The sequence below is a fragment of the Chelativorans sp. M5D2P16 genome, assembly GCF_034427935.1.
Taxonomy (GTDB): Bacteria; Pseudomonadota; Alphaproteobacteria; order Rhizobiales; family Rhizobiaceae; genus Chelativorans.
In genome coordinates this window covers 25,667-51,252 of the sequence record NZ_JAXQNM010000013.1, presented here as the reverse complement: position 1 = coordinate 51,252, position 25,586 = coordinate 25,667, and the positions used below count along the sequence as shown (strand labels likewise).

The following is a 25,586-nucleotide window of genomic DNA, read 5'->3' as shown; positions in this document are numbered from 1 at the left end:
CGACTGGCTACACGCGTGAAAGCGCCCGGTCGAGATCGGCCAATAGGTCGCCCGTGTCTTCCAGCCCCAGCGACAGACGCAGCGTTCCCGGCTTGATACCCGCCTCCGCCTGCGCCTCCTCGGAAAGGTTCTTGTGCGTGGTGGTGGCGGGATGGGTGATCAGGCTCTTGGCATCGCCCAGATTGTTGGAGATGCCGATGATCTTCAGCGCGTTCTCGACCGCGTACGCGGCCTGCTTGCCGCCCTCGACGTCGAAGCAGACGAGCGTCGAGCCGCCCTTCATCTGCCGCGCGACGATCCCGGCCTGCGGATGGTCGCTGCGGCCGGGATAGATCACGCGCGGCACCTTCGGATGTTCGGCCAGGTAATCGGCCACGCGGGAAGCGCTCTCCATCTGCTGGCGCACCCTGAGCGGCAGGGTCTCCAGGCCTTTCAGCAGCGTCCAGGCATTGAAGGGGGAGAGGCTGGGGCCCGTGTGGCGGAAATAATCGTGCAGATGCTCGTCGATCCAGTCCTTGTCGGAGAGCACCACGCCGCCGAGACATCGCCCCTGCCCGTCGATGTGCTTGGTGGCCGAATAGACCACCACATGCGCGCCCAGTTCCAGCGGCTTTTGCAGGAGCGGTGTGGCGAAGACGTTGTCGACCACCAGCCGCGCGCCGATGCTGTCGGCAAGCTGCGCGATCGCGGCGATATCGCAGACTTCCAGAGTCGGGTTGGTCGGGCTTTCCAGGAAGAACAGCTTGGTGTTGGTGCGAACGGCACTTTCCCACGCTTCGAGCGAGGCCCCGTCCACCAGCGTCGTCTCGATGCCGTAGCGCGGCATCAGCGTCTCCACCACCCACCGGCAGGAGCCGAACAACGCGCGCGCGGCGACCACGTGGTCGCCCGCCTTCAGCGAGCACAGCAGCGCCGCCGAGACGGCCGCCATGCCGGAGGCCGTCGCACGCGCGTCCTCCGCCCCCTCCAGCGCGCACATGCGCTTTTCGAACATGTCCACCGTGGGGTTGGCATAGCGCGAATAGATGAAGCCCGGTTCCTCCCCCTTGAAGCGCGCTTCCGCCGCTTCCGCGCTGTCGTAGAGGAAGCCCTGGGTGAGGTAGAGGGCCTCGGAGGTTTCACCGAAATGCGAGCGCAGCGCGCCACCGTGCACCAGCGCGGTCTGCGGTTTCCAGTCGTCGTTGTTGTCGTCGGTCATGGTCTCTGCTCAAAATAAAACCGGCCGCGAAAGGCGCGTGCCGGTGAGCATCGAGCGCGGCCTTTTAGCGACTTTTTTTACGTGGCTGCAAGCCGACCGGCCAAATCACCACGGGATAAAGCCTCTTTAGGCGCAGCATGTCCTTGCGTCAAGCGCATGGCGCAGTAAACCTCCCCGGTCAAGCTTTTGATGGAGTTTCGCGTGGCCATGACGGGCATTCTGCCGGATAGCGAGATCGCCGCGCTGTTCAAGGACGGCGCACTTGCCGCCGCGCGCCCGCTCGATACGGACCAGATCCAGCCGGCAAGCCTCGACCTGCGCCTGGGAGAGGTTGCCTATCGTGTGCGCGCCAGCTTCCTGCCCGGCCCCGGCCACCGCGTGGCCGACAAGCTGGAGCGGCTGAAGCTGCACCAGTTCCGGCTCGAAGAGGGCGCGGTGCTGGAGGTTGGCTGCGTCTACATCGTGCCCTTGATGGAGCACCTGGCGCTTCCCGATGACATATCGGCCTCGGCCAACCCGAAGAGCTCGACCGGCCGGCTCGACATCTTCACCCGCGTCATGACGGACAACGGCCAGGAGTTCGACAAGATCGCCGCCGGCTATTCCGGCCCGCTCTATCTCGAGGTCAGCCCGCGGACCTTCCCGATCGTCGTGCGCCCCGGCTCGCGCCTTTCGCAGATACGCTTCCGCAGGGGCAATGCGCTGCTCACCGAGGACGATCTCGCCGCGCTGCACGAGCGCGAGACGCTGGTGGCCTCCGAAAGGCCCAACATCTCGGGCGGCGGCATCGCCCTTTCGATCGACCTGCGCGGCGCCGACGGTGGCCTGATCGGCTACCGCGCCAAGCATCACACGGGCCTTGTCGACGTCGACCGCAAGGCGGCCTACGCGGTGCCGGAATTCTGGGAGCCGCTTTACAATCACGGCACGAACGACCTCGTGCTCGACCCGGACGAGTTCTACATCCTCGTCTCGCGCGAAGCCGTCCATGTGCCGCCGGCCTATGCCGCGGAGATGACGCCCTTCGACCCGCTGGTGGGGGAGTTCCGCGTCCACTACGCCGGCTTCTTCGATCCCGGTTTCGGCCATTCCGCCGCCGGCGGTACGGGCAGCCGCGCCGTGCTTGAGGTGCGCAGCCACGAGGTGCCCTTCATCCTCGAGCACGGCCAGATCGTCGGCCGGCTGGTCTATGAGCGCATGAGTACGCTCCCGGAAACGCTTTACGGCACCGGACTCAAATCCCACTACCAGGGCCAGGCGCTGAAGCTTTCAAAGCACTTCCTTCCGGGCTGAGTTTACGACTGCCTCTCCTTGCTGAGTGCCCGCACCTCTTCGCGCAGCGCCCGGACCTCATGCAGGATCGCCTCCTGCTCCTCCTGCAGCGCGCTGCGCTCGGCCGAGGCCTCGGCGTCGTGCTCGGCCTGCATGGCCGAGACGATGATGCCGATGAACAAGTTGAGCACGGTGAAGGTGGTCGAGACGATGAAGGGGATGAAGAAAAGCCAGGCCCACGGAAAAACCTCCATCACCGGCCGCACGATACCCATGGACCAGCTTTCCAGTGTCATGATCTGGAAGAGCGAATAGGCCGAGCGTCCGATCGTGCCGAACCAGTCGGGGAAGGCCGCACCGAAGAGCTTCGTCGCCATCACCGAGAAGACGTAGTAGACGAGACCGAGCAGGAGCATGATCGAGCCCATGCCCGGTAGCGCAGCCACCAGGCCGCCGACGACGCGCCTGAGCGACGGCACGATGCTGACGAGCCGCAGCACGCGCAGGATGCGCAAGGCCCGGAGCACCGACAGGTTGCCGGTCGCCGGAACGAGCGCGATGCCCACCACGAAAAGGTCGAAGATGCGCCAGGGATCGTGGAAGAAGCGCTGCCGGTAGACGGCCATCTTGACCGAGAGCTCGACTACGAAGACGCCGAGGATGAAGCGGTCGATCGCCAGGAGAAGGGGCCCGGCGGCTTCCACGGCCGTGGGCGAGGTCTCCAGCCCGAGCGTGATGGCGTTGATGACGATGAGGACGGTGATCGCCGCCTCGAAACGGCGGGATTCGATAAATTCTCTGAGCGCGGTCACGGGCGGCATCGTCGCTTGTTGTGGGACTGCGCACAGGTGGTACGTGATCGCGCTCGCGTCAAGCCGGATCAACGTCACGGGCGAGAAAGGGCGGCCGGTCCGCCCGCCCCTTCAGGCAGTCTGGTGCCGCCCTGCATCTTGAGGGCGGTCGCATCCCTCTCAGGCGAAGAAGGGCATCAAGAGGTTTGGAGCGGCTGAGCCTGCGCCATCGGTGCCGCCGTTTTCAGCCGCAGAGCCGGCTTTTCCACCAGGTGCCAGGAAAGATAGGCGAGGAGCGCCGTCGCCGGCAGCGCCAGAGCCGTCATCTCATAGCCCGACAATCCGTCTCCGACGAACGCCCGGATGACCTGCGTGACCGGCCAGCCGTAGAGATAGACGCCATACGAAATGTCGCTCCGGGTCCTGAGCCAGGTAAACGGTTTGAACTCGACAGCACCGAGCCAGATGAGCGGATACGCCGCGAGATAGCAGAAGGTCTCCGGCAGGACCTGGAAATGGACGGCCGGGACAAATCCGAGTGCAAACAGCGCGGCGATCCATCCCCGCGGTTTGTGAAACTGTACCACCCAATTCATGATGATGCCGCAGCACAGCGACGGAAGGACGAACAGCAGTGCGCCGAGCCATTCGACGGAGACGGTCTTGCCGTAGGCGACCGAAAGCCCGATCACACCGCAGGCGATCAGGAGAGCGATGATCTGCCGCCGTCCGTTCAAGAGTGACATCACCATCAATACCGCGATCAGGGCGTAGCCGATCACTTCCAGCCGGATCGTCCAGGCCACCCCGTTGGCGATGCCCGGCAGATAGTCCTCCTCGCCGGACGGCGAGTAGAACGCGACATTGGTGAAATACAGGTTGTCGGTGTGCAGGAAGATCACCTGCATTGCCCGGCTCAGGATTTCCGGGTCCAGTACGAATGCTACCGCGCCGTCGGTCGCGAAAGGCGGGCAGATCACATAGACGAGGAGAAGCGTGCCACGGCCAGAGCCGGTGCGATCCTCAAGAAGCGCTTTCGGAAATAGTCGGCGAGCCCTGCCGAGCGCTTCGCGCTTTCTGTCACCAGAAAACCGCTGAGAATGAAGAAGATGAAGACGCCGTAGACGCCGGCGACCAGTCCGGTTCCGTGCAGCGGCTCGGTTTCCTCCGATCCGGTGGCGATCAGGAATGCATGGGAGAACACGACGGAAGAAGCCGCGACAAGCCTGAGCGTGTCGAAATTGGGATACCGAACGGAGGACATCGTGTCTTCTCAAGCTCAACAGTTTACTATCACAGATAGAGGTGAATAGTTGAAGACACCTAAAAATATATGAAAAGCAACTGCAACAATGCTGTTTGGCGTCGCTGTAGCGCGTTCCTGCCGGGGAAGGGACGTGATTGCTTCCGCGCACCAACCTGCGGGGAGGGAAGTGCGGGAGATCGGGGTTGTCAGGGACTTGGAGCGGGTAGCGGGAATCGAACCCGCGCGTTCAGCTTGGGAAGCTGACAGGCTACCATTACATCATACCCGCAGTGCCGGTCTTGGTAGCCGAATCTGTCCGCCTTCGTCAATTCGATTCAAGACGTGCCGTTGCCGTTCCCGCCGCCCCGCTTCCGGCCTTCGCCGAAGCGCAAAGGGGCGGCGGGAAGAAACTGCCGGGCGCCCCCGCCCGGCGCAGCGAAGGCCTATTCGGCGTTCATGGCGCGGTTCATCACGTGAAAGATGAAATTCTGCTCGACCGAGCCGGCCATGAGATGCGCCCATGGGCCTTTCGACCAGGCGGCCACGTCGGCGCCCGAATGGGTTTCGGCCTCCATGGGAATCAGCGCCTGCTGGTGGAAGTCGGGATCGACCGCTTCCTCCTGGGAAAGCACCGCGCGGGTGCCGAAATAGGCGTGGTCGGCCTGTTCGGTGAGCACAGAACCGGCACCGTTGAGGTAGCCGATCACCGTATAGGGCTTCCCGTCGGCCGCCAGTTCCGGCTCTCCCGTATGTTCCACCTGGCCCGAGGCGATGCCCATGCACAGGCCGGTGATCGGCGTGCCGCGGCCACAATATCCGTTGAAGGAGATGCCGTGGTCGTGATCGGCGGTGACGATGATCAGCGTGTCGGCATCGTCGGTCATCCGGTCGGCTATGGCGACGGCCTCGGCGAAGGCCTCGCCATCCTTGAGTGCGCGATGGGCGTTGCCGGCGTGGTTGGCCTGGTCGACGCGCCCGCCTTCGACCATGAGATAGAAACCCTCCTCGTCGTCCTTGAGGCGGGTGATCGCGGCTTCGGTCATCTGCGCCAGTGAAGGCTCGCTGTCGGGGCGGTCCTCCTCGAAATTCATGTGGCTGTCGGTAAAGAGGCCGAGGAGCGGGGTAGCGCCGACGCTTTCAAGGGAGGATGCGTCGGTGACCACGGTTGCGCCGGGACCAGGGCCGTGTACGGGAAGCCCTCGTGGTGCAGGATGTGCTCCTCGCCGAGCTTGCCCTTTCGCTGTCCCTCGAACAGGCGAATGGCATAGTTCGTGCCCACTCCCATGCCGTCGGCGATGAAAAGAATGACGTTCCGCGCCCGCCCGGTGTTGGGCTGCTCGGCCATCTTGGCCGCGAGCGCGGCCTCGCCGGCGGCGTACCATGCACTGCCGGCCTGGACGACATCCTGCGCCGGGGCGGGTGACATGAGAAGAAGCATGGCCGTACCGGCCGAAATCAACGTGGCAATACGATTCATCTTTGAAAACCTGCGCTGTATAACTTATCTGACGCCGCTTAAAAAATGCGCGACGACGCCATTCTATGCCGGCGGGTGCCAGGCAACAAGGGCGAACTGCTGCCGTGGTCCGGGCGTTATGCCTGTTAAGCGGTGATCCGGGGCTGTCCGCCGTCCTTACAATCCGCAGGAACGGATCTGGCGCGCGTAGGAGTCGGCCATGGCCGCCGCCTTTTGTGCCGCCCTTCTGGTGCCGGAACCGAAGTTGCCTCGGGCGTAGCCGCCATGGCCGGCATAGTAGGCCAGGTAGAGATTGTAGGTGTCGTTGAGCGCGATGCCGTTTTTCTGGTTGCTGCGGTAATGGTACCAGCCGACGAAGTCGACGGCGTCGGCGAAGCTGCGGCGTGTCGCCATCGGTTTCCCGGTTGCACGCTTGTACTCCGCCCAGGTGCCGTCGAGAGCCTGGGAGTAGCCATAGGCGCTCGATGGCCGTTTCCACGGGATGAAGCCCAGCAGCTTCTTGCGCGGCGGGCGCGCATTGGCCTTGAAGCCCGATTCCACGCGGATCGTCGCCATGAGCACGGGAACGGGAACCCCGTAGGTGCGCTCGGTGCGCTTGGCGGCGCTGTACCAGTCGTTGAACCAGCCATCCCTCTGCTGGAAGACGGAGCAGGCGTTGTTGATGTTGTCGGGTGTGCTGGCACAGCCCGCAAGCACCAGCAACAGAAACAAAACCGCAGCACGCATGACCTGACCCTTCGCTCTCCTGCGGTCGTAGTGCGGAAAATCCTAAGATTTCGCATAAAGGGCCGTTAACGGTTGCGCCCGTCCGCTGCCGTTCCGGTTCGCGTCCGCAGGCTTGCGCTGTCGGCGCGCGATCAATATGCACGGGTTGAAAGAGCAGTCGAAGGTGAAGGCCGTGTCGGCACTGACAAGATTCCTGGGCGACAGCCCGCTGCGCGTGATCGTGAAGCTCCTGGTGGTCTCCTTCATCGTCGGCTTCCTCATGAGCGCGTTTCACTGGTCTCCCTGGGATATTTTCGATGCGTTGCGGGACATGGTCCTGCGCATCTGGAATATGGGCTTTGCCGCGCTCGGAAACTTCTTCGGCTACATCGTCCTCGGCGCGGTCATCGTCGTGCCGGCATTCCTCGTCCTGCGGCTGCTGAGCTATCGGCGCTAGACCATTTTGCAGCCAAGTGGGAATCACTTGGCATGGCACGAATGCGGCGAAAACAAACAGATAGAGCAGCCAAGCGAACGAATGTGAGCGCACACTGCTTTGGGCGGCTTCCTGGCTCATTGCAAAGGTGCCGTGAGCATCTTGCAAGCCGGCGCGAAGCAGGCCCTCATGCCGTCGCATGACAGATTCGGGAGAGGCAGTGGACCAGGCGACCTTGCATACGCGGCGCGGCCGCCCCTTCGAGGTGACGAACAGGCTCGTTCTCGCCATCGCCGTTCCGATGACGCTCGCCTATCTGACGACGCCGCTCCTCGGCATCGTCGATACGGCCGTCGTCGGGCAATTGGGCGATGCGGCACTGCTCGGCGGGTTGGCGGCCGGCGCGATCGTCTTCGACGTCGTCTTCAACACCTTCAATTCCTTGCGGTCGAGCACGACCGGGCTGGTCGCGCAGGCGCACGGGCGCGGCGACGTGCAGGAGGAGCAGGCGATTCTCCTGCGCTCCCTCGCCGTGGCCGCGGGCGTCGGCGTCGCACTCATCCTCCTGACGGCGGCGATCGCCTGGCTCGGCGTCCGGTTCATCGATCCGGAACCGGAGGTGGCGCGCGCCATGCATCTTTATATCGAGATCCGCATGCTTGCCGCGCCCCTCACCCTCATCAATTTCTCCATCCTCGGCTATGTGCTGGGGCGCGGGGAGGGCGGTATCGGCCTCATCCTGCAGGTTTTCCTGAACGGCTCAAACATCGTCCTGTCGATTCTGCTCGGTCTCCATCTCGGCTGGGGCCTTGAGGGCGTGGCCTGGGGCACCGTCGGCGGCGAGCTCGTCGGCGCGGCGGCCGGTCTTGTGATCCTGCTTCGGCGCTTTCGCGAGAGCCCGCGCCCGGTCCTTTCGCGCATATTCGACATGTCCAGCATGCTGGACATGCTCGCGCTCAACCGCGATATCATGGTCCGTTCCTTTGCGCTGCTCGCCACCTTCGCGCTCTTCACCCGGCAGGGTGCGCAGCTCGGCACGGTCACGCTCGCCGCCAATGCGGTTCTGCTGAATTTCTATCTCGTCGCCGGCTATTTCCTCGACGGTTTTGCCACCGCCGCCGAACAGCTGGCCGGCCGTGCCATCGGCGCGCGCCACGCGCCGGCCTTCCGCAAGGCTGTATGGCTCAGCACGCTTTGGGGCTTTGCGCTCGCCGTGGCGGCGACGGCGACTTTCCTGCTCTTCGGCGAGACCTTCATCCACCTGATGACCACGGCGCCGGAGGTGCGCGCGGCCGCCGGCGCCTATCTGCCGTGGGCCGCCTTCATCGCCGTCAGCGGCGTGCTCGCCTTCGCCATGGACGGTGTCTTCATCGGCGCCACCTGGTCGCGCGACATGCGCAACATGATGCTCTTGTCGCTGGCGGTCTATGTGGCGTGCCTGTTCTCGCTGGGTGCGGTCTTCGGCAATCCCGGCCTGTGGGCGGCGCTGCACATCTTCATGATCGCGCGCGGCCTCACCCTCGTCTCCATCCTGCCGAGAAGGGCGCGGGAGGCCTTCCGCTGAAGGCCTCCGCCAAGCTTCAGTCGAGCCGCCGTGCGGCCCATTCCTCCACGCGGCTGTCGCGGATCTCCGCGATGGAGGAGAGCCCCTCACGCTCGGCATAGGTGTCCAGGCCGCGCAAGATGCGGGCGGCAAGCCCCGGCCCTTGATAGATCATGCCGGTGTAAAGCTGCACCAGGTCGGCACCGGCCCGCATCTTCTCCAGCGCCGTTTCCGCAGAGCGCACGCCGCCGACCCCGATGATGGGGAGCCAAGGGCCGATCAGCTTCCGCATCCGCGCCAGGACGATGGTCGAGCGTTCGAAGAGCGGCGCGCCGGAAAGCCCGCCCGTTTCGTGCGCGGCCGCCGATTTCAGCCCGGCGCGTGCAAGCGTGGTGTTGGAGACGATGAGCCCGTCCACCCGCTTGTCCAGCACTTCGGCGGAGATGTCGGCCATGGCCTCATCGGATAGGTCGGGGGCGATCTTCAGGAAGACGGGTGTGCCTGTGTCGAGCCCCGCCGCCTGAGCGTTGCGCGCCCGCATCACCCGCTCGAGCAGCTCCGCGAGGCTTTCGCGGTCCTGCAAGGCGCGCAGGCCGGCCGTGTTGGGCGAGGAGATGTTGATGGTCAGATAGGACGCCACCCCGGCGAAGAGGCGCACGCCTTCCTCGTAGTCGGCCATGCGGTCGGCGCTGTCGCGGTTGGCGCCGATGTTGACACCGACGACGCCGCCCTGCGGGGCGCGCGCGAGCAGTCGCGCCAGCGCGCTTTGATGGCCTTCGTTGTTGAAGCCCAGCCGGTTGATCACCGCCTCGTCCTCGGCGAGGCGGAAGATGCGTGGCTTCGGGTTGCCCGCTTGCGGCCGCGGCGTGATGGTGCCGCACTCGGCGAAACCGAAGCCGAGCTTGAGCAGCGCGTCGGGAACCTCGGCGTTCTTGTCGTAGCCGGCGGCGACCCCCAGCGGATTGGGAAAGTCGAGTCCGGCCAGCGTTAGGGAAAGCTTGCGCGAAACCGGCGGCGGATCGGAAAGCCGAACGCCGGACTTCAGGGCGGCGATGGAAAGCCCGTGTGCCCGCTCCGGGTCGAGCCTGAAGAGCAGAGGGCGCGCGGCGAGGTCCAAGAGGCGCTTCATGGTTCGAGCGGCGGAAATGCATGCCGCCCGTCGGCGTCAAGCGGCAGCGGCTTCACCCAATGCACGGCGCCGAGCGGCAGCGGTGCGTAAAGATGCGGAAAGGGCTGGCCCCCACGCGAAATCTCGTATCTCAGCTTTTTACCGAGTTTTTCTTCGTCGACCGCGACGAGGAGGAGATCGTCCTGCCCGGAAAAATGCTTCGCGGCCGTCTCGCGCACCTGGGCGCCGGTGGAGAAGTGGATGAAACCATCGGCCAGGTCCACCGGTGCCCCGGCAAGCACGCCTTCGCGCTCGGCCTGCCGCCACAAGGATTGCGGACAGATTTTGTAGATCAGTTTTGCCATGAGCGCGCTATAGTCCCATTATCGCGCGTGCGCAAAGCGGGCGGTGCCTTTTGCACCATCCAATTTGCGGCGCAATCGTGCGCGACGATGACGGATCGACGTTCCTTGGGAGTAGAACCGATGCGAGTGACGGCTGCCGCCCTGGCGGGACTTTTCCTTCTTACGCCCGGCATCCTCGCCGCCCAGGAGGCAGGCGCCGGCGGCGAGCGCTATGTGCTGGAGAAGACGGATAACGGCTATTTGCGCATGGACGCGCGCACCGGCGCCATGGCGCTTTGCCGCGAGCGCTCGGGCGAGTTCGTGTGCACGCCGGCCGCCGACGAGCGCCGGCCCGACGACCCGCGGATCGAGGCTCTCCGTGAACGGATCGCGGCGCTCGAGGCGCGTGTCGAAGCGCTGGAAGGCGGCGCCGGTGAAGAGACGACGGGATTGCCCAGCGAAGAGGAGTTCGAGCGCACGCTCGGCCTGATGGAGCGCTTCTTCCGCCGCTTCATGGATGTCGTGCGCGGTTTCGAGGAGGAGCAACAGCAGGAGCAGAGCACCGACCAGGCGCCCGCCGAGCGGACCTGATCCTCACATTCCGAGCCCGCGCAGGACGAGCGAGGCGGCAAAGAACGAGCACGCGACGGCATAGCTGTTTCGCGCGAAACGACCGTAGACCTCGCGCAGCACCGCGGCGAAGGCCCTTCTGCCGGCCGCTGCCGCGGGTCGTGCGCGCTCGTCCAGGCAGCCCCAGACCTCCGTCTTCTTCGGGTTTTGCCATGGGGCGGCGAACGCCTTGAGGATGAGGATCTCCGCCATCACCAGCATGAGCACGGCGCCGGCGTAGAGCGCCAGCACCATGTCGAAGGAAAAGCTCAGCATCACCAGGACGACCGCAAACCCGCCGAACAGGACGGCGCGGCCGATGCACACGAATGCCGTCTCGCGTATCTTTTCCATTGCTTCGAACGTCCGCACAGTGCGCCGACTCTCGATGACGCAATGTCGTCCATCGGGATTTGTTCCGCCAGGGCCTGCCCACCACGGCGGTGCCGCCACCGCCGCGGGCGCATGTCCACGGAGTGGTGACCGATAGCGGCGATGTCGGCACGGCGTCACACTGCCCGGCCCACTATCCTGACGCACATGATCACGGTCGAGCGGCTTGTGGACCGTTGTCGCTCGGGCGCAGTCGTTGCGATAGGGTCCAGGCCGCGAAGCCAACGTCGCTCTTCCTTGCGGATTGATGTGGCGGAACTGTGCGAGCGGCAGCAGATCGTTGCTGATCTTGTGCGCGCCGCGGATCGCGCTCGCTGGACTGGCGATCCTCACCCTGGTCGGCTGAGGCGCTGTGTCCGCGACTATCAGCGCCTGAACGCACCGCCCGACCGCAACGGGCAATTGCAATGGCAGAGCTGATCATTGTAGCCATTCCGATGCTTGATCCTGGAGGAGACGCAGCATGGACCGTTTCACCGGCGGTTGCCTGTGCGGCAACGTCCGAATCGTGGCATCGGGGCTCCCATACCGGGTCGGCCTTTGTCACTGTCTCGACTGCCGCAAGCATCACGGGGCCCTTTTTCACGCTTCCGCGGTGTTCCCTCAGGATGCGGTGACGATCGATGGCGAAACGCGCGACTACGCCGGGCGGTTTTTCTGTCCCCGCTGCGGCTCGTCCGTTTTCGCACGCACCGCCGACGAAATCGAAGTGAACCTGGGATCCCTGGATATCCCTGACCAGCTGATGCCAACCTACGAACTCTGGACCGTCCGTCGCGAGTCATGGTTGCCACCGTTTCCGCTCGCGAGACGATACGACCGCGATCGTGACGCCACGTCTCGCTTTGAGGAGTAGGTCGCACGAGCGGTGCGAAGGCCTCATTAAGAGGTGGCGGAAATCTATGCCCTGATCCCTATTTGATCGCGGCGGGATACTGCCGATCGGCTCCAGCAGCGGCATCTGTTCCAAGGCATCAGGGACGAAGCCGGCATGGGCGGGCTTCATCGTACCGTCACTCAATGGTTAACGAACCGTCACCGGCCGCTGCTAGCGTCCGGACTGTTGGCCCGGCCGCGGGAGGCATCGGGGCCAGCTCACGGGTTGGGGATGGCCCGTCAGCGAATTTTTCCGGCGCCGTCGAGGGCGCATGCAGCGTGGGATGACACGTCTCGCCGGCGAAGCACATTGAGCTGAACGCATTAGGCAGGAGGGATTCTGATGGGATACGAGGGCACCTACCGAGGCCGGGGCAACGTTGACTTTTTCAAAGGCGATCCCTACCGCAGCGACGCTCCCTCCGAATACGACCGCAACGGCGAACGCGGACGCGATCATGCCCGCGACGACGATCATCGCGACCGCGGCGAACACCACCGCCGGAGTGACGACGACGGTCGTTGGGACCACGACAACTGGCGTTGGGGCAATGACGATGATCGCCATGGCCGCGGACGCGATCGCGATGGGAATGACGATCATCGCGGGGGCGGGAATGGTCGCGGCGATGATGATCGGCATGACTGGGACGATGACGATCGCGGCCCGGGCCGCGGGCGGAACGACGACTTCACGATCGAGCTGAGCGCGATCGCCACGTATGATTCAGGTCTCGGCGAAGGCGCGGCGGAGATCGTCGCCCACGATCCGCAGACCCAGCGCCTGTTCGTCGTCAACGCCGAGCAGGGCACAATCGACATCCTCGACATCTCCGATCCGAAAACGCCCACCAAGGTCGGCGCCATCGACGTGAACACGGTGAACGGGCAGCCGACCGGCGGCCCCAACAGCGTCGCGGTGGCGGGCGGCATCGTTGCAGTGGCGATCGAGGCCGATCAGGCGACCGATCCGGGTCTCGTCGGCTTCTTTGATGCGGACGGCAACTTCCTCGGCTCCGTCAAGGTGGGATCGCTGCCCGACATGCTGGTGTTCACGCCGGACGGCAACAAGCTGCTGGTCGCCAACGAGGGCGAGCCGGACGGCGACCTCGATCCGAAGGGCTCGATCAGCGTCATCGATCTGTCGGGCGGTGTCGCCGGGGCGACGGTCGCCACCGCCGGTTTCACGGCGTTCGATGCCCAGCAGGCGGCGCTCGAGGCAATGGGCCTGCGCATCTTCGAGGGCAAGGTGCTGTCGGACGACGTCGAGCCCGAGTATATCGCCATCTCCGAGAACGGCAAGAAAGCGTTCGTGACGCTGCAGGAGGCCAATGCGGTTGCCGTGGTCGACATCGAAACGGCGACGGTGACCGAGATCCAACCGCTGGGCGCCAAGGACCATTCCAAGCCCGGCAACGGTCTCGACGCTTCCGACCGGGATGGCGACACCATCGACATTGGCACCCAGCCGGTGAAGGGGCTCTACATGCCCGATGCGATCGCGTCCTACGAGGCTGGGGGCAAGACCTATTACGTGACCGCCAACGAAGGCGACTCGCGCGACGAGGAAGAGCGCATCGATGATCTGGAGCTCGATACCGATGCCTTCCCGAACGCGGCCATCCTGCAGCAGGATGGCATCCTCGGCCGTCTGGAGGTCTCCACCATCGACGGAGACACGGACGGCGACGGCGACTATGACGAGCTTTACGCCTACGGCGCCCGCTCGTTCTCGATCTGGGACGAGGACGGCAACCAGGTCTTCGACAGCGGCGACATGCTGGAGCAGATCACGGCGCAGCTGACGCCGGAACTCTTCAATGCCAACGACGCCGATCCGGACGAATTCGACAACCGCTCCGACGCCAAGGGCCCCGAGCCGGAGTCCGTCGTCATCGGCGAGATCGAGGGCCACACCTATGCCTTCGTCGGCATCGAGCGCGCCGGCGGCGGCGTGTTCGTCTTCGACATCACCAGGCCCTGGGACGTCGAGTTCACCCAATATATCCGCACAGAGGGCGACATCGCGCCCGAGGGCCTCACCTTCATCGCTGCGGAAGACAGCCCCAATGGCGTGCCCATGCTGGCGGTCTCGAACGAGGTTTCCGGCACCACGACCCTCTACCAGATTAATTTCAGCGGGGAGAAAATCAGGGGCGGCAGGCGCGACGACGAACTCACCGGCACCGCCGGCAACGACGAGATCGACGGCCGCAACGGCAATGACGAGATCATGGGCCTTGCCGGCAACGATGAACTGAAAGGCGGCAACGGGCGCGACGAAATTTTCGGCGGGGACGGCGACAATATCATCCTCGGCGGACGCGGCCGCGACGAACTGTACGGTGAGGACGGTGACGACGAGATCGACGGAGGCAACGGCCGCGACGAACTCTTCGGCGGCAACGGCGATGACGTGCTCGAAGGCGGAAAGGGCGACGACGAGCTGTTCGGCGGCGATGGCGACGATGTGCTCATCGGCGGAAAAGGCAATGACGAGCACGATGGGGGCGAGGGTCTGGACACGGTGGTCTTCACGGGCAACCGCGACGACTATCTGGTCGACACGGACCACAACATCGTCGTCGACCTGCGTGACGGGCGCCCCGACGGCGTCGACGGCATTCAGAACGTGGAGCGGCTGCAATTCGCCGATCAGACGGTGGAACTGCAGACGACCTTCACGCTGGAGTTGCTGCATTTCACCGACCAGGAAGCCGCGGTGGCGGCGATAGAGGACGCGCCGAACCTTTCGGCGGTGCTCAACGCGCTGCGCAATCAGGATCTGGGCAATGACGGCATCGCCGACAACACGCTGACCCTTTCCGCGGGCGACGCCTATATACCGGGTCTTTTTTTCGACGCCTCGGAAGCGGTGTTCGGCTCCGGCGGTATCGCCGACATCCAGATCCAGAACGAACTCGGGCTTCAGGCCGTCGCGCTCGGCAACCACGAGTTCGACTTCGGCACGGGCGTGGTCGCCGGTCTGATCAGCGGCTCGGCGCCGGGTTCGATCCTTGGCGAGGATTTCGCCGGCACGGCTTTCCCCTATCTGTCGGCCAATCTCAACTTCTCCGCCGATCCCAACCTAGCGCCGCTGGAGGTCGAAGGCGGCCAGGCGCCGCAGGGCAATGTCGTATCGTCCTCGACCGTGATCGACGTCAACGGCGAACAGGTCGGTGTGGTCGGCGCGACGACGCCGACGCTGGACGTGATCTCCGACGCCGGCGACCTCGGCATCCTGCCCGGCGATTTCGACACGACGCCGACGCCGGAACAGCTCGATGCGCTGGCCGCCGTCATCCAGGCGGAAGTCGACACGCTGCTTGCCGACAACCCCGGCCTGAACAAGGTGGTGCTGCTGGCGCACATGCAGCAGATCAGCATCGAGCTCGGGCTCGCCGAGCGACTGGAGAACGTCGACATCATCGTGGCTGGCGGCTCCAACACGCGGCTTTTCGACGATAACGACCGTCCGCGCGACGGCGACAGCGACCAGGGCCAGTACCCGCAGTTCGTCACCAATGCCGGCGGCACGACGACGGCGGTCGTTAACACCGACGGGAGCTACAAATATGTCGGCCGCCTGGTGATCGACTTCGACGCCGAGGGCAACATCATACCGGAGAGCTATGACGAGGACGTCTCCGGTGCATACGCGACCGACGACCAAGGGGTGGCCGATCTCGGAGCCGAGGATCTGGTCGATCCGGAGATCCAGCAGATCGTCGATCAGATCCAGGAACAGATCATCGCCACCGAATCCAACGTGTTCGGTGTGTCGGACGTGTTCCTGAACGGCAACCGCTCCGGCGTCGACGACCCGAATGACCCCGATGGTGTCCGCACCCAGGAGACCAATCTGGGCAACCTGACCGCCGACGCCAACCTCGCCACCGCGCAGGAGCAGGACGCCGACGTGGTGATCTCCATCAAGAACGGCGGCGGTGTCCGGGCCTCGATCGGCCAGACCGTGGTGCCGCCCGGCGGCACCGGGCCCGAGCGCCTTCCCAACGAGGCGGTTGTGGACAGCGACGGCAACATCGTGAAGCCGGAAGGCGGTATCTCGCAGAACGACATCCAGACCGCGCTGGCCTTCAACAACGGCCTCACGCTTCTCACGCTCACCAAGCAGGAGCTCGTCGGCGTGCTGGAGCACGGCGTCTCAGCGCTCCCCGAGGTGGCCGGGCAGTTCCCGCAGATTTCGGGTGTGAAGTTCTCCTATGACCCGGATTTGCCGGCCGGCGAGCGCATCGTGAACGCGGGCGTGTTCGACCAGGACGGCAACCTGATCGCCGAGCTGGTGCGTGATGGCGAGATCGTCGGGGATGCCAGCCAGACCTTCCGCATCGTGACACTGAACTTCCTGGCCGACGGCGGCGACGGCTATCCGTTCCCGACCGGGCCGCAGGCCAACCGGGTCGATCTCTACGACCTCGACGGCGACGGGACGGCCGATGGCCTCCAGACGGGCGACGCGACCTTTGCCGACGACGGCACCGAGCAGGATGCGCTGGCCGAGTACCTCGAGGACAATTTCGGCGACGCGGCCAACGCCTACGCGCAGGAGGACACCGGCCGGGCGGAGGACACGCGCATCCAGAACCTCGATTACCGCGACGACGCGGTGTTCGACGGTGCGCCGGGAGCGACTCAGCCTGCCATCAACGAGATCCGCATCGACCAGGACGGTACCGACAACGACGAATATTTCGAGCTGTTCGGTGAGGCCGGCATGTCGCTGGCAGGCTACACCTATATCGTCATCGGCGATGGCGCCGGCGGCAGCGGCGTGATCGAGGAAGCGATCGACCTTTCTTCCTTCTCGCTCGATGCCGACGGCTTCTTCGTCGGCGCGGAGAGCACGTTCTCGCTCGGCGCGGCGAATGCCACGCTTGACCTCAATTTCGAGAACTCGGACAACGTCACTCATCTGCTGGTGCAAAACTTCACCGGCGCGGAGGGTGATGATCTCGACGCTGACGACGACGGCACGCTCGACACCACGCCATGGGACGAGGTGACGGACTCGGTGGCGCTCGTGGAGGATCCTGCCGGCGGCGAGCAGGTCTACAGCGCCGCGCGGGTCGGTCCGGACGGCTCCTTTGTACCGGGCCACGTGTACCGGTCGCCAGACGGCACGGGCGACTGGCAGATCGGCTCCTTCTCGCCGCTCGGCCAGGACGATACGCCGGGCGCGGCCAACGCCGCCGGCAGCCCGGTCGAGCCGACGGATCTGACCATCTCCCAGATCCAGGGTGCCGGCCACCGTTCACCCTACGAGGGCAGCTTCGTGCGCTCCTCGGGCATCGTGACCGCCATCGCCGCCAACGGGTTCTACATGCAGGATCCGGAAGGGGACGGCGACATCGCCACCTCCGACGGCATCTTCGTGTTCGGCGACACGTCGGGGCTCAACGTGGGCGACGGCGTCACCGTCGAGGGGGATGTGACCGAGTTCCAGTTCCCGCCTGCGCTGAGCGTCACCCAGATTTCGGCGCGCAGCACCAGCGTCGAGTCCACCGGCAACGATCTGCCCGACACGGTGGTCATCGGCGACGACCGTATCCAGCCCGACAACATCATCGACGACGACGGCCTTGCGAGCTTCGATCCGACGACTGACGCCATCGACTTTCTCGAAAGCCTCGAGGGGATGCGCGTCGAGATCGACGATCCGCTGGTCGTGGCCGGTACGAACCGTTTCGGAGAGGTGGGCCTCAGAGCCAACGCGACGGCCGCGGAGTACGGTTCGCAGTCGGCCAATGCGGTGGTGCAGGAAGGTGACTTCAACCCGGAGATCCTGCTCACCGACGACACGCTGATCACCGCGCCGGACGCGACCACGGGCGACATCTTCGCCACGGACGCGGTGGGCGTGCTCGACTACACCTTCGGGGCTTACAAGCTGCAGCTGACCGAAGCCCCGATCGTGGTGCCGGGCGGCCGCACGCCGGAGAGCACGACGCTCGCCGGAGACGACACCCACGCGACCATCGCCACCTACAACACCCTCAACCTGGACCCCAATGATCTCGACGGCGACACGGATGTGGCCGACGGCCGCTTCGAGGCGATCGCCCACCAGATCGTCAACAACCTGGGTATGCCGGACATTCTCGCCCTGCAGGAAATCCAGGACGGCTCGGGCCAGACCGACAATGGCGTCACCGATGCCGCGGCCACGCTCCAGTTGCTGATCCAGGCCATCGAGGACGCGGGCGGTCCGACCTATGCTTTCGCCAGCATCGATCCCGTGGACAACGCCGACGGCGGCGCGCCGGGCGCCAACATCCAGAACGCCTTCCTCTACAATCCCGACCGGGTGACGCTGGACGCGCTGTCGCGGATCGAGGATGACGCCTTCGAGGAGAACGGCGACGGCACGCCAGCCGAGGCCCTCTACGAGGGCACCCGCAAGCCGCTCGTGGGGACGTTCACGTTCAACGCCACCGGAGAACAGGTCACCGTCGTCGGCAATCACCTGAAGTCGAAAAGCCAGGACGACGGTCTCTACGGCGAAAACCAGCCGCCGGAGGAGATCACCCTGCCGCAGCGGGTGGAACAGGCCGGTGTCATCAACGACTACGTCTCCGACCTGCTGGCCGGCGACCCCGACGCCAACGTGGTCGTGCTCGGCGATCTCAACGACTTCCAGTTCTCCGACACGCTCGACACCCTGAAGGATGGCGGCGACGGGACGGACGAACTCATCAACCTGGTCGACAGCCTGCCGACGGAGGATCAGTACTCGTTCATCTTCAACGGCAACAGCCAGGCCCTCGACCACATTCTGGTCAGCAACGGGATCGCCGACAGGGCGCCGGAAGTCGACATCGTCCATGCCAACCTCGACTACGGCTTCGAGGATGGCACGGCGAGCGATCACGACCCGATCCTGGCGCGGATCGATCTGTCCGACGATGTCGCGATCGCCTGACGCCGGCGCCGGACGGGGTCCGGCGCCATTTTCCGTGGCCCGCGGGGAGGGACCGGCTGCAAGCCGCTTCCTCCCTGTTCGGTTTGATAGCGAACGATCCCGGCAGTATCACGCGTGAGTAAACCATCCGAAGCCAATGCACTGAAAAAGGCACTTGCCTCGGCGCGGCGCCTGTTCACGGCCGTCGGCGCCTTCAGCTTCTTTATCAATCTTCTGATGCTGGTCGCGCCGCTCTATATGCTGCAGGTCTACGACCGGGTGCTCGCCTCGCGCAGCCAGGAAACGCTCGTGGCGCTCACGGTCCTTGCGGTCAGCCTGATCGGCGTCAGCGCACTTCTGGAGCTGGTCCGGTCGCGTATCCTCGTCAGGCTGGGCGCCCGGTTCGAGCGCAATTTGCAGTCCCCCATTTTCGCGGCCCTGTTCGATCACCAATTGCAGGGGCGTACCGCCAATGGCGGCCAGTATCTGCGCGACGTGGAGTCGCTGCGGGGCTTTTTGACCGGACCCGGTGTCATCGCCTTCTTCGACTGTCCGTGGACGCCGGCGTTCATTGCGCTCATTTTCTTTTTTCACCCGCTGCTCGGGGCGGTGGCGCTCACTGGCGCGCTGCTTCTGTTCATCGTCGCCGTCATCTCCGAACTTGCAACACGCGGGCCTTTGCAGCGCTCGGTCTCGCGCATGCACGCCGCGCACGAGTTCGCCAGCTCCGCCCTGCGCAACGCCGAGGCCATCCGCGTGATGGGCATGTTGGGCCACGTGCGCGATCGCTGGATAAAGCTGCAGTCCGGCGGCATGGCCCTGCAGGGCCGGGCCTCCGACTACGCCGGGTCTCTCACGGCGGTGTCGAAGTTCATCCGCCCCTGCCTGCAGATCGCCATGCTGGGCGTCGGCGCCTGGCTGGTGCTTCAGGAGGCGATCACGCCGGGCGTCATGATCGCCGGCTCCATCATCATGGGGCGGGCCCTGGCGCCGGTGGAGGCCGCCATCAACAACTGGCGCCAGTTCATCGCCGCCCGTGGTGCCCACGCCCGCCTGACGGACCTGCTGGAGACCAATCCGCCGGCGCCGGACACGCTGCCGCTGGAAGCGCCTGAAGGCCGGATCCGCTTCGACAATGTGACGGCCGTGGCACCGCAAGGCGGCAAGCCCGTCCTGCAAGGCGTCAGCTTCGATCTGGAGCCCGGCCAGATGCTTGGCGTGATAGGGCCGAGTGCGGCCGGCAAGTCTACGCTCGCCCGCCTGATGGTCGGCGTGTGGCCGCCGGCCTCGGGGCATGTGCGGCTGGATGGCGCGGACCTCGACAACTGGCACCCTGAGCAGCTCGGCGTTCATATCGGCTATCTGCCCCAGGATATCGAGCTGCTTGCCGGGACAGTGGCCGAAAACATCGCCCGCATGCGGGAGCCGGAGGCGGACAAGGTGATCGCCGCCGCCAGGCTGTGCGGCGCTCATGACATGATTTTGAAGCTGCCGAAAGGCTACGACACCCATATCGGCGAAGGTGGCAGCGTGCTGTCCGGCGGACAGCGCCAGCGCATCGCGCTTGCGCGAGCGCTCTACGGCGGGCCCACGCTGATCGTCCTCGACGAGCCCAACGCCAATCTCGACAGCGACGGCGAGGCCGCGCTTCAGGCGACGCTGATGCGCCTCAAGGACGAGGGCCGAACGGTCGTCATCGTCTCGCACCGGTCCGCCATTCTGACCGCGGTCGACCAGGTCGCCGTGCTGCGCGGCGGGCGGCTCGAGACATTCGGGCGGCGCGATGAAGTGCTGCCGCGGCTGATGAGCGGTATCCGGTCCCTGCAGGGAGCGGGGCAACAGAGGAAGGAGCGCGCATATGCCGGCGGCATCGAGCGAACATAACGGCTCCGGCGGCGACAACACGTCCGCACACACGCGCGTCTGGCCGTGGATCCTAGCCGGCGTTGCGGTGATCGCGATCGCCTTTGGCGGCGCTGGCGCATGGGGCGCCACGGTGCCGCTCGCCAGCGCCGTCGTGGCGTCCGGCCAGATCACGGTCGACACCAACCGCAAACAGGTCCAGCACCTGGAGGGGGGCATTGTCGCCGACCTGCACGTGCGCAACGGCGATACGGTCGCGGGCGGTGACATCCTCATCCATCTGGACGGAACCAAGGCGAAGGCGCAGCTCGCCATCGTGGAAACGGCCCATCGTGAGGAACTGGCCAAGGAAGCGCGCCTCGTCGCGGAGCGTGACGGCAGGGAAACCATCGACTGGCCGGAGGCGCTCGCCACGGCGGACACAGATCCGGAGGTGGTCGCGCTGCGCCGGAGCCAGACGGCCATCTTTCATTCCCGCCGGGAAACGCTGGCCGGCGAGACCGGGATCCTGCGCGAGCGGGTCGAGCAGCTCAAGCAGGAGATCGAAGGGCTTAGCGCGCAACGCGATTCCACCGACAAGCAGATCACCTTGATCAGCGACGAGCTCGAACCGCTGCGGGGTCTTTTCGAGGGTGGCCATACCACCAAGCAGCGGCTGCTTGCGCTGGAGCGCGAGGCCGCGCGGCTGCAAGGCGAGCGCGGCAAGCTGACGGCCGACATCGCCCGCGCGCGCAATTCCATCGGCGAGACCAAGCTGGCAATTCTTCAGAAGAAAAAGGCGTTCCTGAACGAGGTCGTCAGCACGTTGCGCGAGGTGCAGTCGAAAACGGTCGACCTGCGCGAAAGGATGATCGCGGCGGAAGACGTGCTGCGACGTCTCGATATCCGCGCGCCCGTCTCCGGCAAGATCGTCAATATGGCGGTGCACAGCGAAGACGCGGTCATAAAGGGCGGCGAGACCATTCTCGAGATCGTGCCGAGCGGCGACAGGCTGCTCGTGGAAGTGCGCGTGCGGCCGCAGGACATCGACAATGTGGCCATCGGCCAGCCCGCCGACGTGCGCATGTTGGCCTTCAAGCAGCGTACGACGCCGACGCTCGCCGGCAGGGTCTCCTACGTCTCGGCCGATGCGCTCACCAGTCCCGAGAACGACGCGACGTTCTATCTGGCGCGCATCCGCGTTCCCGAAGCCGAGCTGGCGCGCCTGAAAGGGCGGGAGCTTCAGCCCGGCATGCCTGCGGAGGTGATGATCCGCACCGGCGAGCGGACGGCGGTCGCCTACATGCTCCAGCCCCTCATCGACAGCATGAGCCGCGCCTGGCGCGAGGAATAATCGGCAACGGAAGCGTATGGGCAGCGACGGCGGCCGATGCGACCGCGGTCGAAACGGAGCGGCCATACATAGCCCGTTGCACGCCGCCGTTCGCAGCGATGCTCGCTACGCACGCCATGACTTCAGGTGGGTATGAACAAGGTGCGTCCCATTGAGCCGCCGGATGAAGCGCTGGCGAAGCCCACAACGTCACTACAGATTATCGACATCGGAAGTTGTTCAGGCGCTGCACCGCCATCTGGAGTGCCGTCTGGTCGACGAGATCAAGGCCGCCGGGCCTTGCTGGCGGCGGTTCGTGCAAGAAAGCCGCCGCTGGCAGAGTGCCAGCGGCGGACGTGGTTAGCCAACTATGTAGAGCCAGGATCAGACTTTGATGAAGTCGAGCACGTCGCCGTTGAAGCGCTCCGCATCGATCTGGGCGAGGCCATGGCTGCCGCCCTCGTATACCTTGAGGGTCGCGCCTTCGACGAGCTTCGCGGCCTTCTCCGCGGAAGCCTTGATCGGGACGATCTGGTCGTCGCCGCCGTGGATGATCAGGGTGGGCTTGTCGATGGCCTTGAGATCGTCGGTGTAGTCGACTTCCGAGAACTCATGGACGCAGTCGTACTGGCCCTTGATGCCGCCCGCGAGCCCCTGCAGGCGAAAACTCTCGCGGAAGCCTTCATTGACCTCGACACCATCGCGATTGAAGCCGTAGAAGGGGATGGTCAGATCATAGTAGAACTGCGCTCGGTTGGTCGCGACACCAGCCCGGATGTCATCGAACACCTCGATGGGCGTGCCCTCCGGATTGTCGGCCGTCCTCAGCATGAGCGGGGGCACCGCACCCACGAGCACGACCTTGGCGACCCGGCGCGAGCCATGCCGCCCGACATAATGGGCGACTTCTCCGCCGCCGGTGGAGTGTCCGACCAGGACGGCGTTGCTGAGGTCCAGTTTCTCGAACAGCTCGGCTAAATCGTCTGCGTACTGATCCATGTTGTTGCCGTCCCACGGCTGGTCGGAACGGCCATGCCCGCGAAGAAGAGCATCTGCGCATCCCAGGCATCTGCCGATAGCGGCCAGCCATGGGAGAAAACAATCGGCTGGCCGTCCCGGGGTCCCCAGTCCTTGTAGAAGATTTTCGTGCCGTCCTTGGTGGAGATGGTGTTCATGATCAGGTTTCCTTTCGCTTCGAGGTTTTGGGCTGCGGCGCGGAATTGCGAGGCAGCGAGGAGGAAAGTGGCGGCGCCTGCGCCAAGAGCGAGAGCGCCGCGGCGGGTGAGATCGGGGGTCAGTGACTTCATGACAGGTCCCTTTTAGACGTGCACGATTTAATCGTGCACGATCTATATGCGCCGGGATGGATGGCCTGTCAAGCGCTTGCGATTAAATCGTGTGCGATATATCTTGTTCGTAAGTGTCAACCAGGTGAAGAAGGGCGTTCCCCATGCCGGACAACCTCCAGCTCGATCAGTTCCTTTGCTTTTCGATCTATTCCGCCGAGCACACCTTCAACGAGTTCTACCGGCCCCTGCTCGCCGAACTCGGTCTGACCTATCCGCAGTACCTGGTCATGGTGAGCCTTTGGTCGCGCGACGACCGGACCGTCAGGGAGATCGGCGCGGAACTATCGCTCGAATCCAATACGCTGACGCCTCTACTGAAACGGCTGGAAGCCTTGGGCCTTGTCTCTCGAACCCGCGACGCCAAGGACGAGCGGCAGGTTCGCATCCGCCTGACCGAGAAGGGGCGGCAACTGAAGAAGCGAGCCGAACCTGTCCCGGCCTGCGTCGCCGACGCATTGGGCTTGTCCGGCGAAGAGCTCGAAGACCTGCGGCAGAAGCTTCTGCTGGTTCAACAGCGCCTGAAGGAGACCATGGAAAAGCAGGGCTGAAGCACAAGAACGGCGCGCTATGATGAGAACCACGTCTACGCTGTTGCCCTTTGAAATGCTTACCCCACCCGGTCAACCCGCGCAGCACGAGAGTTTCGCCACGTCTTTGGCGAAGCCCTGCGCGGCGAGCTTCAAGCCCTCCACCGTGGTGAGATAGGGGAAGATCGTCTCGCCAAGCTCCTTCGTCGTCATTCCGAACCTGATCGCCAGAACGATGGTCTGGATGCTGTCCGCGCCTTCCGGGGCCAAGATCTGCGCGCCGAGAAGGCGGTCGCTTTCGACATCCGCCACCAGCTTGATGAGCCCACGCGTGTCACGCGCCGCAAGCGCACGCGGCACCAGGTCCAGCGGCACGACCGAGATTTTGGTCTCGAAACCCGCAGCTCGTGCCTGGCGCTCGGACAGCCCTACACCGGCAACCTGCGGATCGGTGAAGACCACCCAGGGCATGGCGGTATCGTCGTAGACAAGGCTGTCGCCATTGAGTGCATTGGCCGACGCGAGTTTGGCGCCATAAGCTGCCATATAGACGAACTGATCGCGGCCCGTGACGTCGCCGGCCGCATAGACGCCGGCCCGCGTCGTGCGCATGCGGCTGTCGACGACGATGCCGCCATTGGCCGCGACCTCCACACCAGCTTCCGCCAGCCCAAGACCGGCGGTATTGGGCGTGCGCCCGGTCGCAACCAGTACCCTGTCAGCAGCGAGCGTCTCGGAACGGCCATCCGCGTCGATGCTCAGAAGGATTTCGCCGTCTGAATGAACGATGGAAGAATAAGAAAGCCCCGAGCGCACCGTAATGCCCTCGTCAGCAAGATATCGGGAGAGCCTCTCCGCGACCTCCGGCTCCGCCTCGGGCAACAGGCGCGAGCGCGTGACCAGCGTCACGGCGGTGCCCATACGCGCGAACATCTGCGCCAGCTCACAGCCGATATAGCCACTGCCGACAACGAGCAGGGAACGTGGCAGGTCTTCAAGTTCAAGCGCATTCTTGCTCGTGAGATAGGGCACGGTTTCGATACCGGGAATGCCGGGGATGGCAGGCGAAGCGCCGGTCGCAATGATCGTTTTGCCCGCAGGGATGGCAAGCCCATCCACCGCAACACCGGTCCCGTTCAGCCTCGCGGTCCCTTCAAGATAGCTGATGCCCTTATAGTCTCTCAGCAGGTCGACATATTTCTCCTGCCTGAGCGTCCAGACAAGATCGTCCTTGGCCGCGACGAGAGCCCGCCAGTCGCTGACGTGTGCTTCGCCGGCAAGTCCCGGAAACCGTCCCGCCCTGTCGGCACCATGCACGGCCTCGGCAGCGCGGAGCATAGTTTTGGACGGCACGCAGCCGACATTGACGCAGGTGCCGCCAATCGTGCCATGACCGATCAGCGCGACACTCGCCCCTTGTTCGGCGGCTGTAATCGCGGCGGAAAAGCCCGCTGAGCCTGCCCCGATGACGGCAAGGTCATAGCTACCTTCGGCGCGTGGCGCGCAGCTGTCACTCATCTGTGATTCCTCTCAACATGGCTGTTGCGGAGCCTCGCGCGCCAGCCGAAATGGTTGGCCAGGGCGCTGAGCGGGACGCCATCACTCGACGAGGCAGCAC

General features: G+C 64.9%; 19 protein-coding genes, 1 tRNA gene, 2 pseudogenes and 1 riboswitch. Of the genes and pseudogenes, 9 read left to right on the top strand and 13 right to left on the bottom strand.

Annotation, left to right across the window (positions count from 1 at the left end):
- Positions 1-7: 7 nt before the first annotated feature.
- Positions 8-1,198 (bottom strand): O-succinylhomoserine sulfhydrylase, encoded by a 1,191-nt coding sequence (locus SIN08_RS07520; RefSeq protein ID WP_322450958.1) that lies wholly within the window; start codon positions 1,196-1,198, stop codon positions 8-10.
- A 44-nt stretch (positions 1,199-1,242) separates the two neighbouring features.
- Positions 1,243-1,320: riboswitch (SAM riboswitch) on the bottom strand.
- A 79-nt stretch (positions 1,321-1,399) separates the two neighbouring features.
- Between SIN08_RS07520 and SIN08_RS07515 the strand changes: the two genes are divergently transcribed.
- A complete protein-coding gene (locus SIN08_RS07515) occupies positions 1,400-2,491 on the top strand; it encodes a 2'-deoxycytidine 5'-triphosphate deaminase (protein ID WP_322450957.1) in 1,092 nt (363 codons plus the stop codon).
- A gap of 2 nt (positions 2,492-2,493) precedes the next feature.
- Here SIN08_RS07515 and SIN08_RS07510 read toward each other — a convergent pair whose 3' ends face one another.
- The 7 genes from SIN08_RS07510 to SIN08_RS07480 form a co-directional block, all read right to left on the bottom strand.
- Positions 2,494-3,282, bottom strand: coding sequence for an ion transporter (locus SIN08_RS07510; RefSeq protein WP_322450956.1), 789 nt, complete (start codon positions 3,280-3,282; stop codon positions 2,494-2,496).
- A 176-nt stretch (positions 3,283-3,458) separates the two neighbouring features.
- The gene (locus SIN08_RS07505; protein ID WP_322450955.1) at positions 3,459-4,169 is read right to left on the bottom strand and encodes an acyltransferase family protein; all 711 of its coding nucleotides are present in this window, start codon (positions 4,167-4,169) and stop codon (positions 3,459-3,461) included.
- A 68-nt stretch (positions 4,170-4,237) separates the two neighbouring features.
- Positions 4,238-4,525, bottom strand: a complete 288-nt coding sequence (locus SIN08_RS07500) for an acyltransferase family protein (RefSeq protein ID WP_322450954.1) — start codon at positions 4,523-4,525, stop codon at positions 4,238-4,240.
- 197 nt (positions 4,526-4,722) lie between these two features.
- Positions 4,723-4,796: transfer RNA gene (locus SIN08_RS07495), tRNA-Gly, on the bottom strand.
- A gap of 154 nt (positions 4,797-4,950) precedes the next feature.
- A complete protein-coding gene (locus tag SIN08_RS07490; RefSeq protein ID WP_322450953.1) occupies positions 4,951-5,670 on the bottom strand; it encodes an alkaline phosphatase in 720 nt (239 codons plus the stop codon).
- Positions 5,595-5,984: an alkaline phosphatase gene (locus tag SIN08_RS07485; RefSeq protein ID WP_322450952.1), complete on the bottom strand. Its 390-nt coding sequence runs from the start codon at positions 5,982-5,984 to the stop codon at positions 5,595-5,597. The genes SIN08_RS07490 and SIN08_RS07485 overlap by 76 nt, the downstream gene beginning before the upstream one ends.
- 156 nt (positions 5,985-6,140) lie before the next feature.
- The gene (locus tag SIN08_RS07480) at positions 6,141-6,710 is read right to left on the bottom strand and encodes a transglycosylase SLT domain-containing protein (protein WP_322450951.1); all 570 of its coding nucleotides are present in this window, start codon (positions 6,708-6,710) and stop codon (positions 6,141-6,143) included.
- Between the two features lie 172 nt (positions 6,711-6,882).
- Here SIN08_RS07480 and SIN08_RS07475 point away from each other — a divergent pair, with 172 nt between their 5' ends.
- Positions 6,883-7,146 (top strand): DUF6460 domain-containing protein, encoded by a 264-nt coding sequence (locus tag SIN08_RS07475; protein ID WP_322451264.1) that lies wholly within the window; start codon positions 6,883-6,885, stop codon positions 7,144-7,146.
- A gap of 178 nt (positions 7,147-7,324) precedes the next feature.
- Entirely contained in the window at positions 7,325-8,689 is a 1,365-nt protein-coding gene (locus tag SIN08_RS07470; protein WP_416208029.1) for an MATE family efflux transporter, read from the top strand.
- 16 nt (positions 8,690-8,705) lie between these two features.
- Here SIN08_RS07470 and SIN08_RS07465 read toward each other — a convergent pair whose 3' ends face one another.
- Both SIN08_RS07465 and SIN08_RS07460 read right to left on the bottom strand, forming a co-directional pair.
- Positions 8,706-9,797, bottom strand: a complete 1,092-nt coding sequence (locus SIN08_RS07465) for a quinone-dependent dihydroorotate dehydrogenase (RefSeq protein ID WP_322450950.1) — start codon at positions 9,795-9,797, stop codon at positions 8,706-8,708.
- Positions 9,794-10,141 (bottom strand): DUF952 domain-containing protein, encoded by a 348-nt coding sequence (locus SIN08_RS07460; protein ID WP_322450949.1) that lies wholly within the window; start codon positions 10,139-10,141, stop codon positions 9,794-9,796. The genes SIN08_RS07465 and SIN08_RS07460 overlap by 4 nt, the downstream gene beginning before the upstream one ends.
- A gap of 120 nt (positions 10,142-10,261) precedes the next feature.
- Here SIN08_RS07460 and SIN08_RS07455 point away from each other — a divergent pair, with 120 nt between their 5' ends.
- Positions 10,262-10,711 (top strand): hypothetical protein, encoded by a 450-nt coding sequence (locus SIN08_RS07455; RefSeq protein WP_322450948.1) that lies wholly within the window; start codon positions 10,262-10,264, stop codon positions 10,709-10,711.
- A gap of 3 nt (positions 10,712-10,714) precedes the next feature.
- On the opposite strand, the gene SIN08_RS07450 is transcribed toward SIN08_RS07455, so the two are convergent.
- Entirely contained in the window at positions 10,715-11,083 is a 369-nt protein-coding gene (locus tag SIN08_RS07450; RefSeq protein WP_322450947.1) for a hypothetical protein, read from the bottom strand.
- A gap of 502 nt (positions 11,084-11,585) precedes the next feature.
- Here SIN08_RS07450 and SIN08_RS07445 point away from each other — a divergent pair.
- The 4 genes from SIN08_RS07445 to SIN08_RS07430 all read left to right on the top strand — a co-directional run bounded on the left by SIN08_RS07445 (position 11,586) and on the right by SIN08_RS07430 (position 22,113).
- On the top strand, positions 11,586-11,978 hold the full coding sequence (locus SIN08_RS07445; protein ID WP_322450946.1) for a GFA family protein: 393 nt from the start codon (positions 11,586-11,588) through the stop codon (positions 11,976-11,978).
- Positions 11,979-12,341: 363 nt separating this feature from the next.
- The gene (locus SIN08_RS07440; protein ID WP_322450945.1) at positions 12,342-18,938 is read left to right on the top strand and encodes a choice-of-anchor I family protein; all 6,597 of its coding nucleotides are present in this window, start codon (positions 12,342-12,344) and stop codon (positions 18,936-18,938) included.
- 114 nt (positions 18,939-19,052) lie between these two features.
- Positions 19,053-20,801, top strand: coding sequence for a type I secretion system permease/ATPase (locus tag SIN08_RS07435; protein WP_322450944.1), 1,749 nt, complete (start codon positions 19,053-19,055; stop codon positions 20,799-20,801).
- Positions 20,776-22,113 carry an HlyD family type I secretion periplasmic adaptor subunit gene (locus tag SIN08_RS07430; protein ID WP_322450943.1) on the top strand — a complete coding sequence of 446 codons (1,338 nt, stop codon included), beginning with the start codon at positions 20,776-20,778 and terminating at the stop codon, positions 22,111-22,113. Before SIN08_RS07435 ends, SIN08_RS07430 begins: the two co-directional genes overlap by 26 nt.
- 363 nt (positions 22,114-22,476) lie before the next feature.
- Here the strand turns inward: SIN08_RS07430 and SIN08_RS07425 are convergent.
- A pseudogene (locus SIN08_RS07425) lies at positions 22,477-23,267 on the bottom strand (alpha/beta fold hydrolase).
- Between the two features lie 275 nt (positions 23,268-23,542).
- On the opposite strand from SIN08_RS07425, the gene SIN08_RS07420 reads away from it, so the two are divergent.
- Positions 23,543-23,989 (top strand): MarR family winged helix-turn-helix transcriptional regulator, encoded by a 447-nt coding sequence (locus SIN08_RS07420; RefSeq protein WP_322450942.1) that lies wholly within the window; start codon positions 23,543-23,545, stop codon positions 23,987-23,989.
- Positions 23,990-24,061: 72 nt separating this feature from the next.
- Here the strand turns inward: SIN08_RS07420 and merA are convergent.
- A pseudogene (gene merA, locus SIN08_RS07415) lies at positions 24,062-25,465 on the bottom strand (mercury(II) reductase); the annotation flags it as partial.
- Positions 25,466-25,586 lie beyond the last annotated feature (121 nt).

What these genes read in the sequence shown, in the direction of transcription:
- SIN08_RS07520 (WP_322450958.1), bottom strand. Translation starts at nt 1,198, where the DNA reads ATGACCGACGACAACAACGACGACTGGAAACCGCAGACCGCGCTGGTG.
- SIN08_RS07505 (WP_322450955.1), bottom strand. Translation starts at nt 4,169, where the DNA reads ATGCAGGTGATCTTCCTGCACACCGACAACCTGTATTTCACCAATGTC.
- SIN08_RS07500 (WP_322450954.1), bottom strand. Translation starts at nt 4,525, where the DNA reads ATGTCCTCCGTTCGGTATCCCAATTTCGACACGCTCAGGCTTGTCGCG.
- SIN08_RS07485 (WP_322450952.1), bottom strand. Translation starts at nt 5,984, where the DNA reads ATGAATCGTATTGCCACGTTGATTTCGGCCGGTACGGCCATGCTTCTT.
- SIN08_RS07480 (WP_322450951.1), bottom strand. Translation starts at nt 6,710, where the DNA reads ATGCGTGCTGCGGTTTTGTTTCTGTTGCTGGTGCTTGCGGGCTGTGCC.
- SIN08_RS07470 (WP_416208029.1), top strand. Translation starts at nt 7,325, where the DNA reads ATGACAGATTCGGGAGAGGCAGTGGACCAGGCGACCTTGCATACGCGG.
- SIN08_RS07465 (WP_322450950.1), bottom strand. Translation starts at nt 9,797, where the DNA reads ATGAAGCGCCTCTTGGACCTCGCCGCGCGCCCTCTGCTCTTCAGGCTC.
- SIN08_RS07460 (WP_322450949.1), bottom strand. Translation starts at nt 10,141, where the DNA reads ATGGCAAAACTGATCTACAAAATCTGTCCGCAATCCTTGTGGCGGCAG.
- SIN08_RS07455 (WP_322450948.1), top strand. Translation starts at nt 10,262, where the DNA reads ATGCGAGTGACGGCTGCCGCCCTGGCGGGACTTTTCCTTCTTACGCCC.
- SIN08_RS07450 (WP_322450947.1), bottom strand. Translation starts at nt 11,083, where the DNA reads ATGGAAAAGATACGCGAGACGGCATTCGTGTGCATCGGCCGCGCCGTC.
- SIN08_RS07445 (WP_322450946.1), top strand. Translation starts at nt 11,586, where the DNA reads ATGGACCGTTTCACCGGCGGTTGCCTGTGCGGCAACGTCCGAATCGTG.
- SIN08_RS07440 (WP_322450945.1), top strand. Translation starts at nt 12,342, where the DNA reads ATGGGATACGAGGGCACCTACCGAGGCCGGGGCAACGTTGACTTTTTC.
- SIN08_RS07430 (WP_322450943.1), top strand. Translation starts at nt 20,776, where the DNA reads ATGCCGGCGGCATCGAGCGAACATAACGGCTCCGGCGGCGACAACACG.
- SIN08_RS07420 (WP_322450942.1), top strand. Translation starts at nt 23,543, where the DNA reads ATGCCGGACAACCTCCAGCTCGATCAGTTCCTTTGCTTTTCGATCTAT.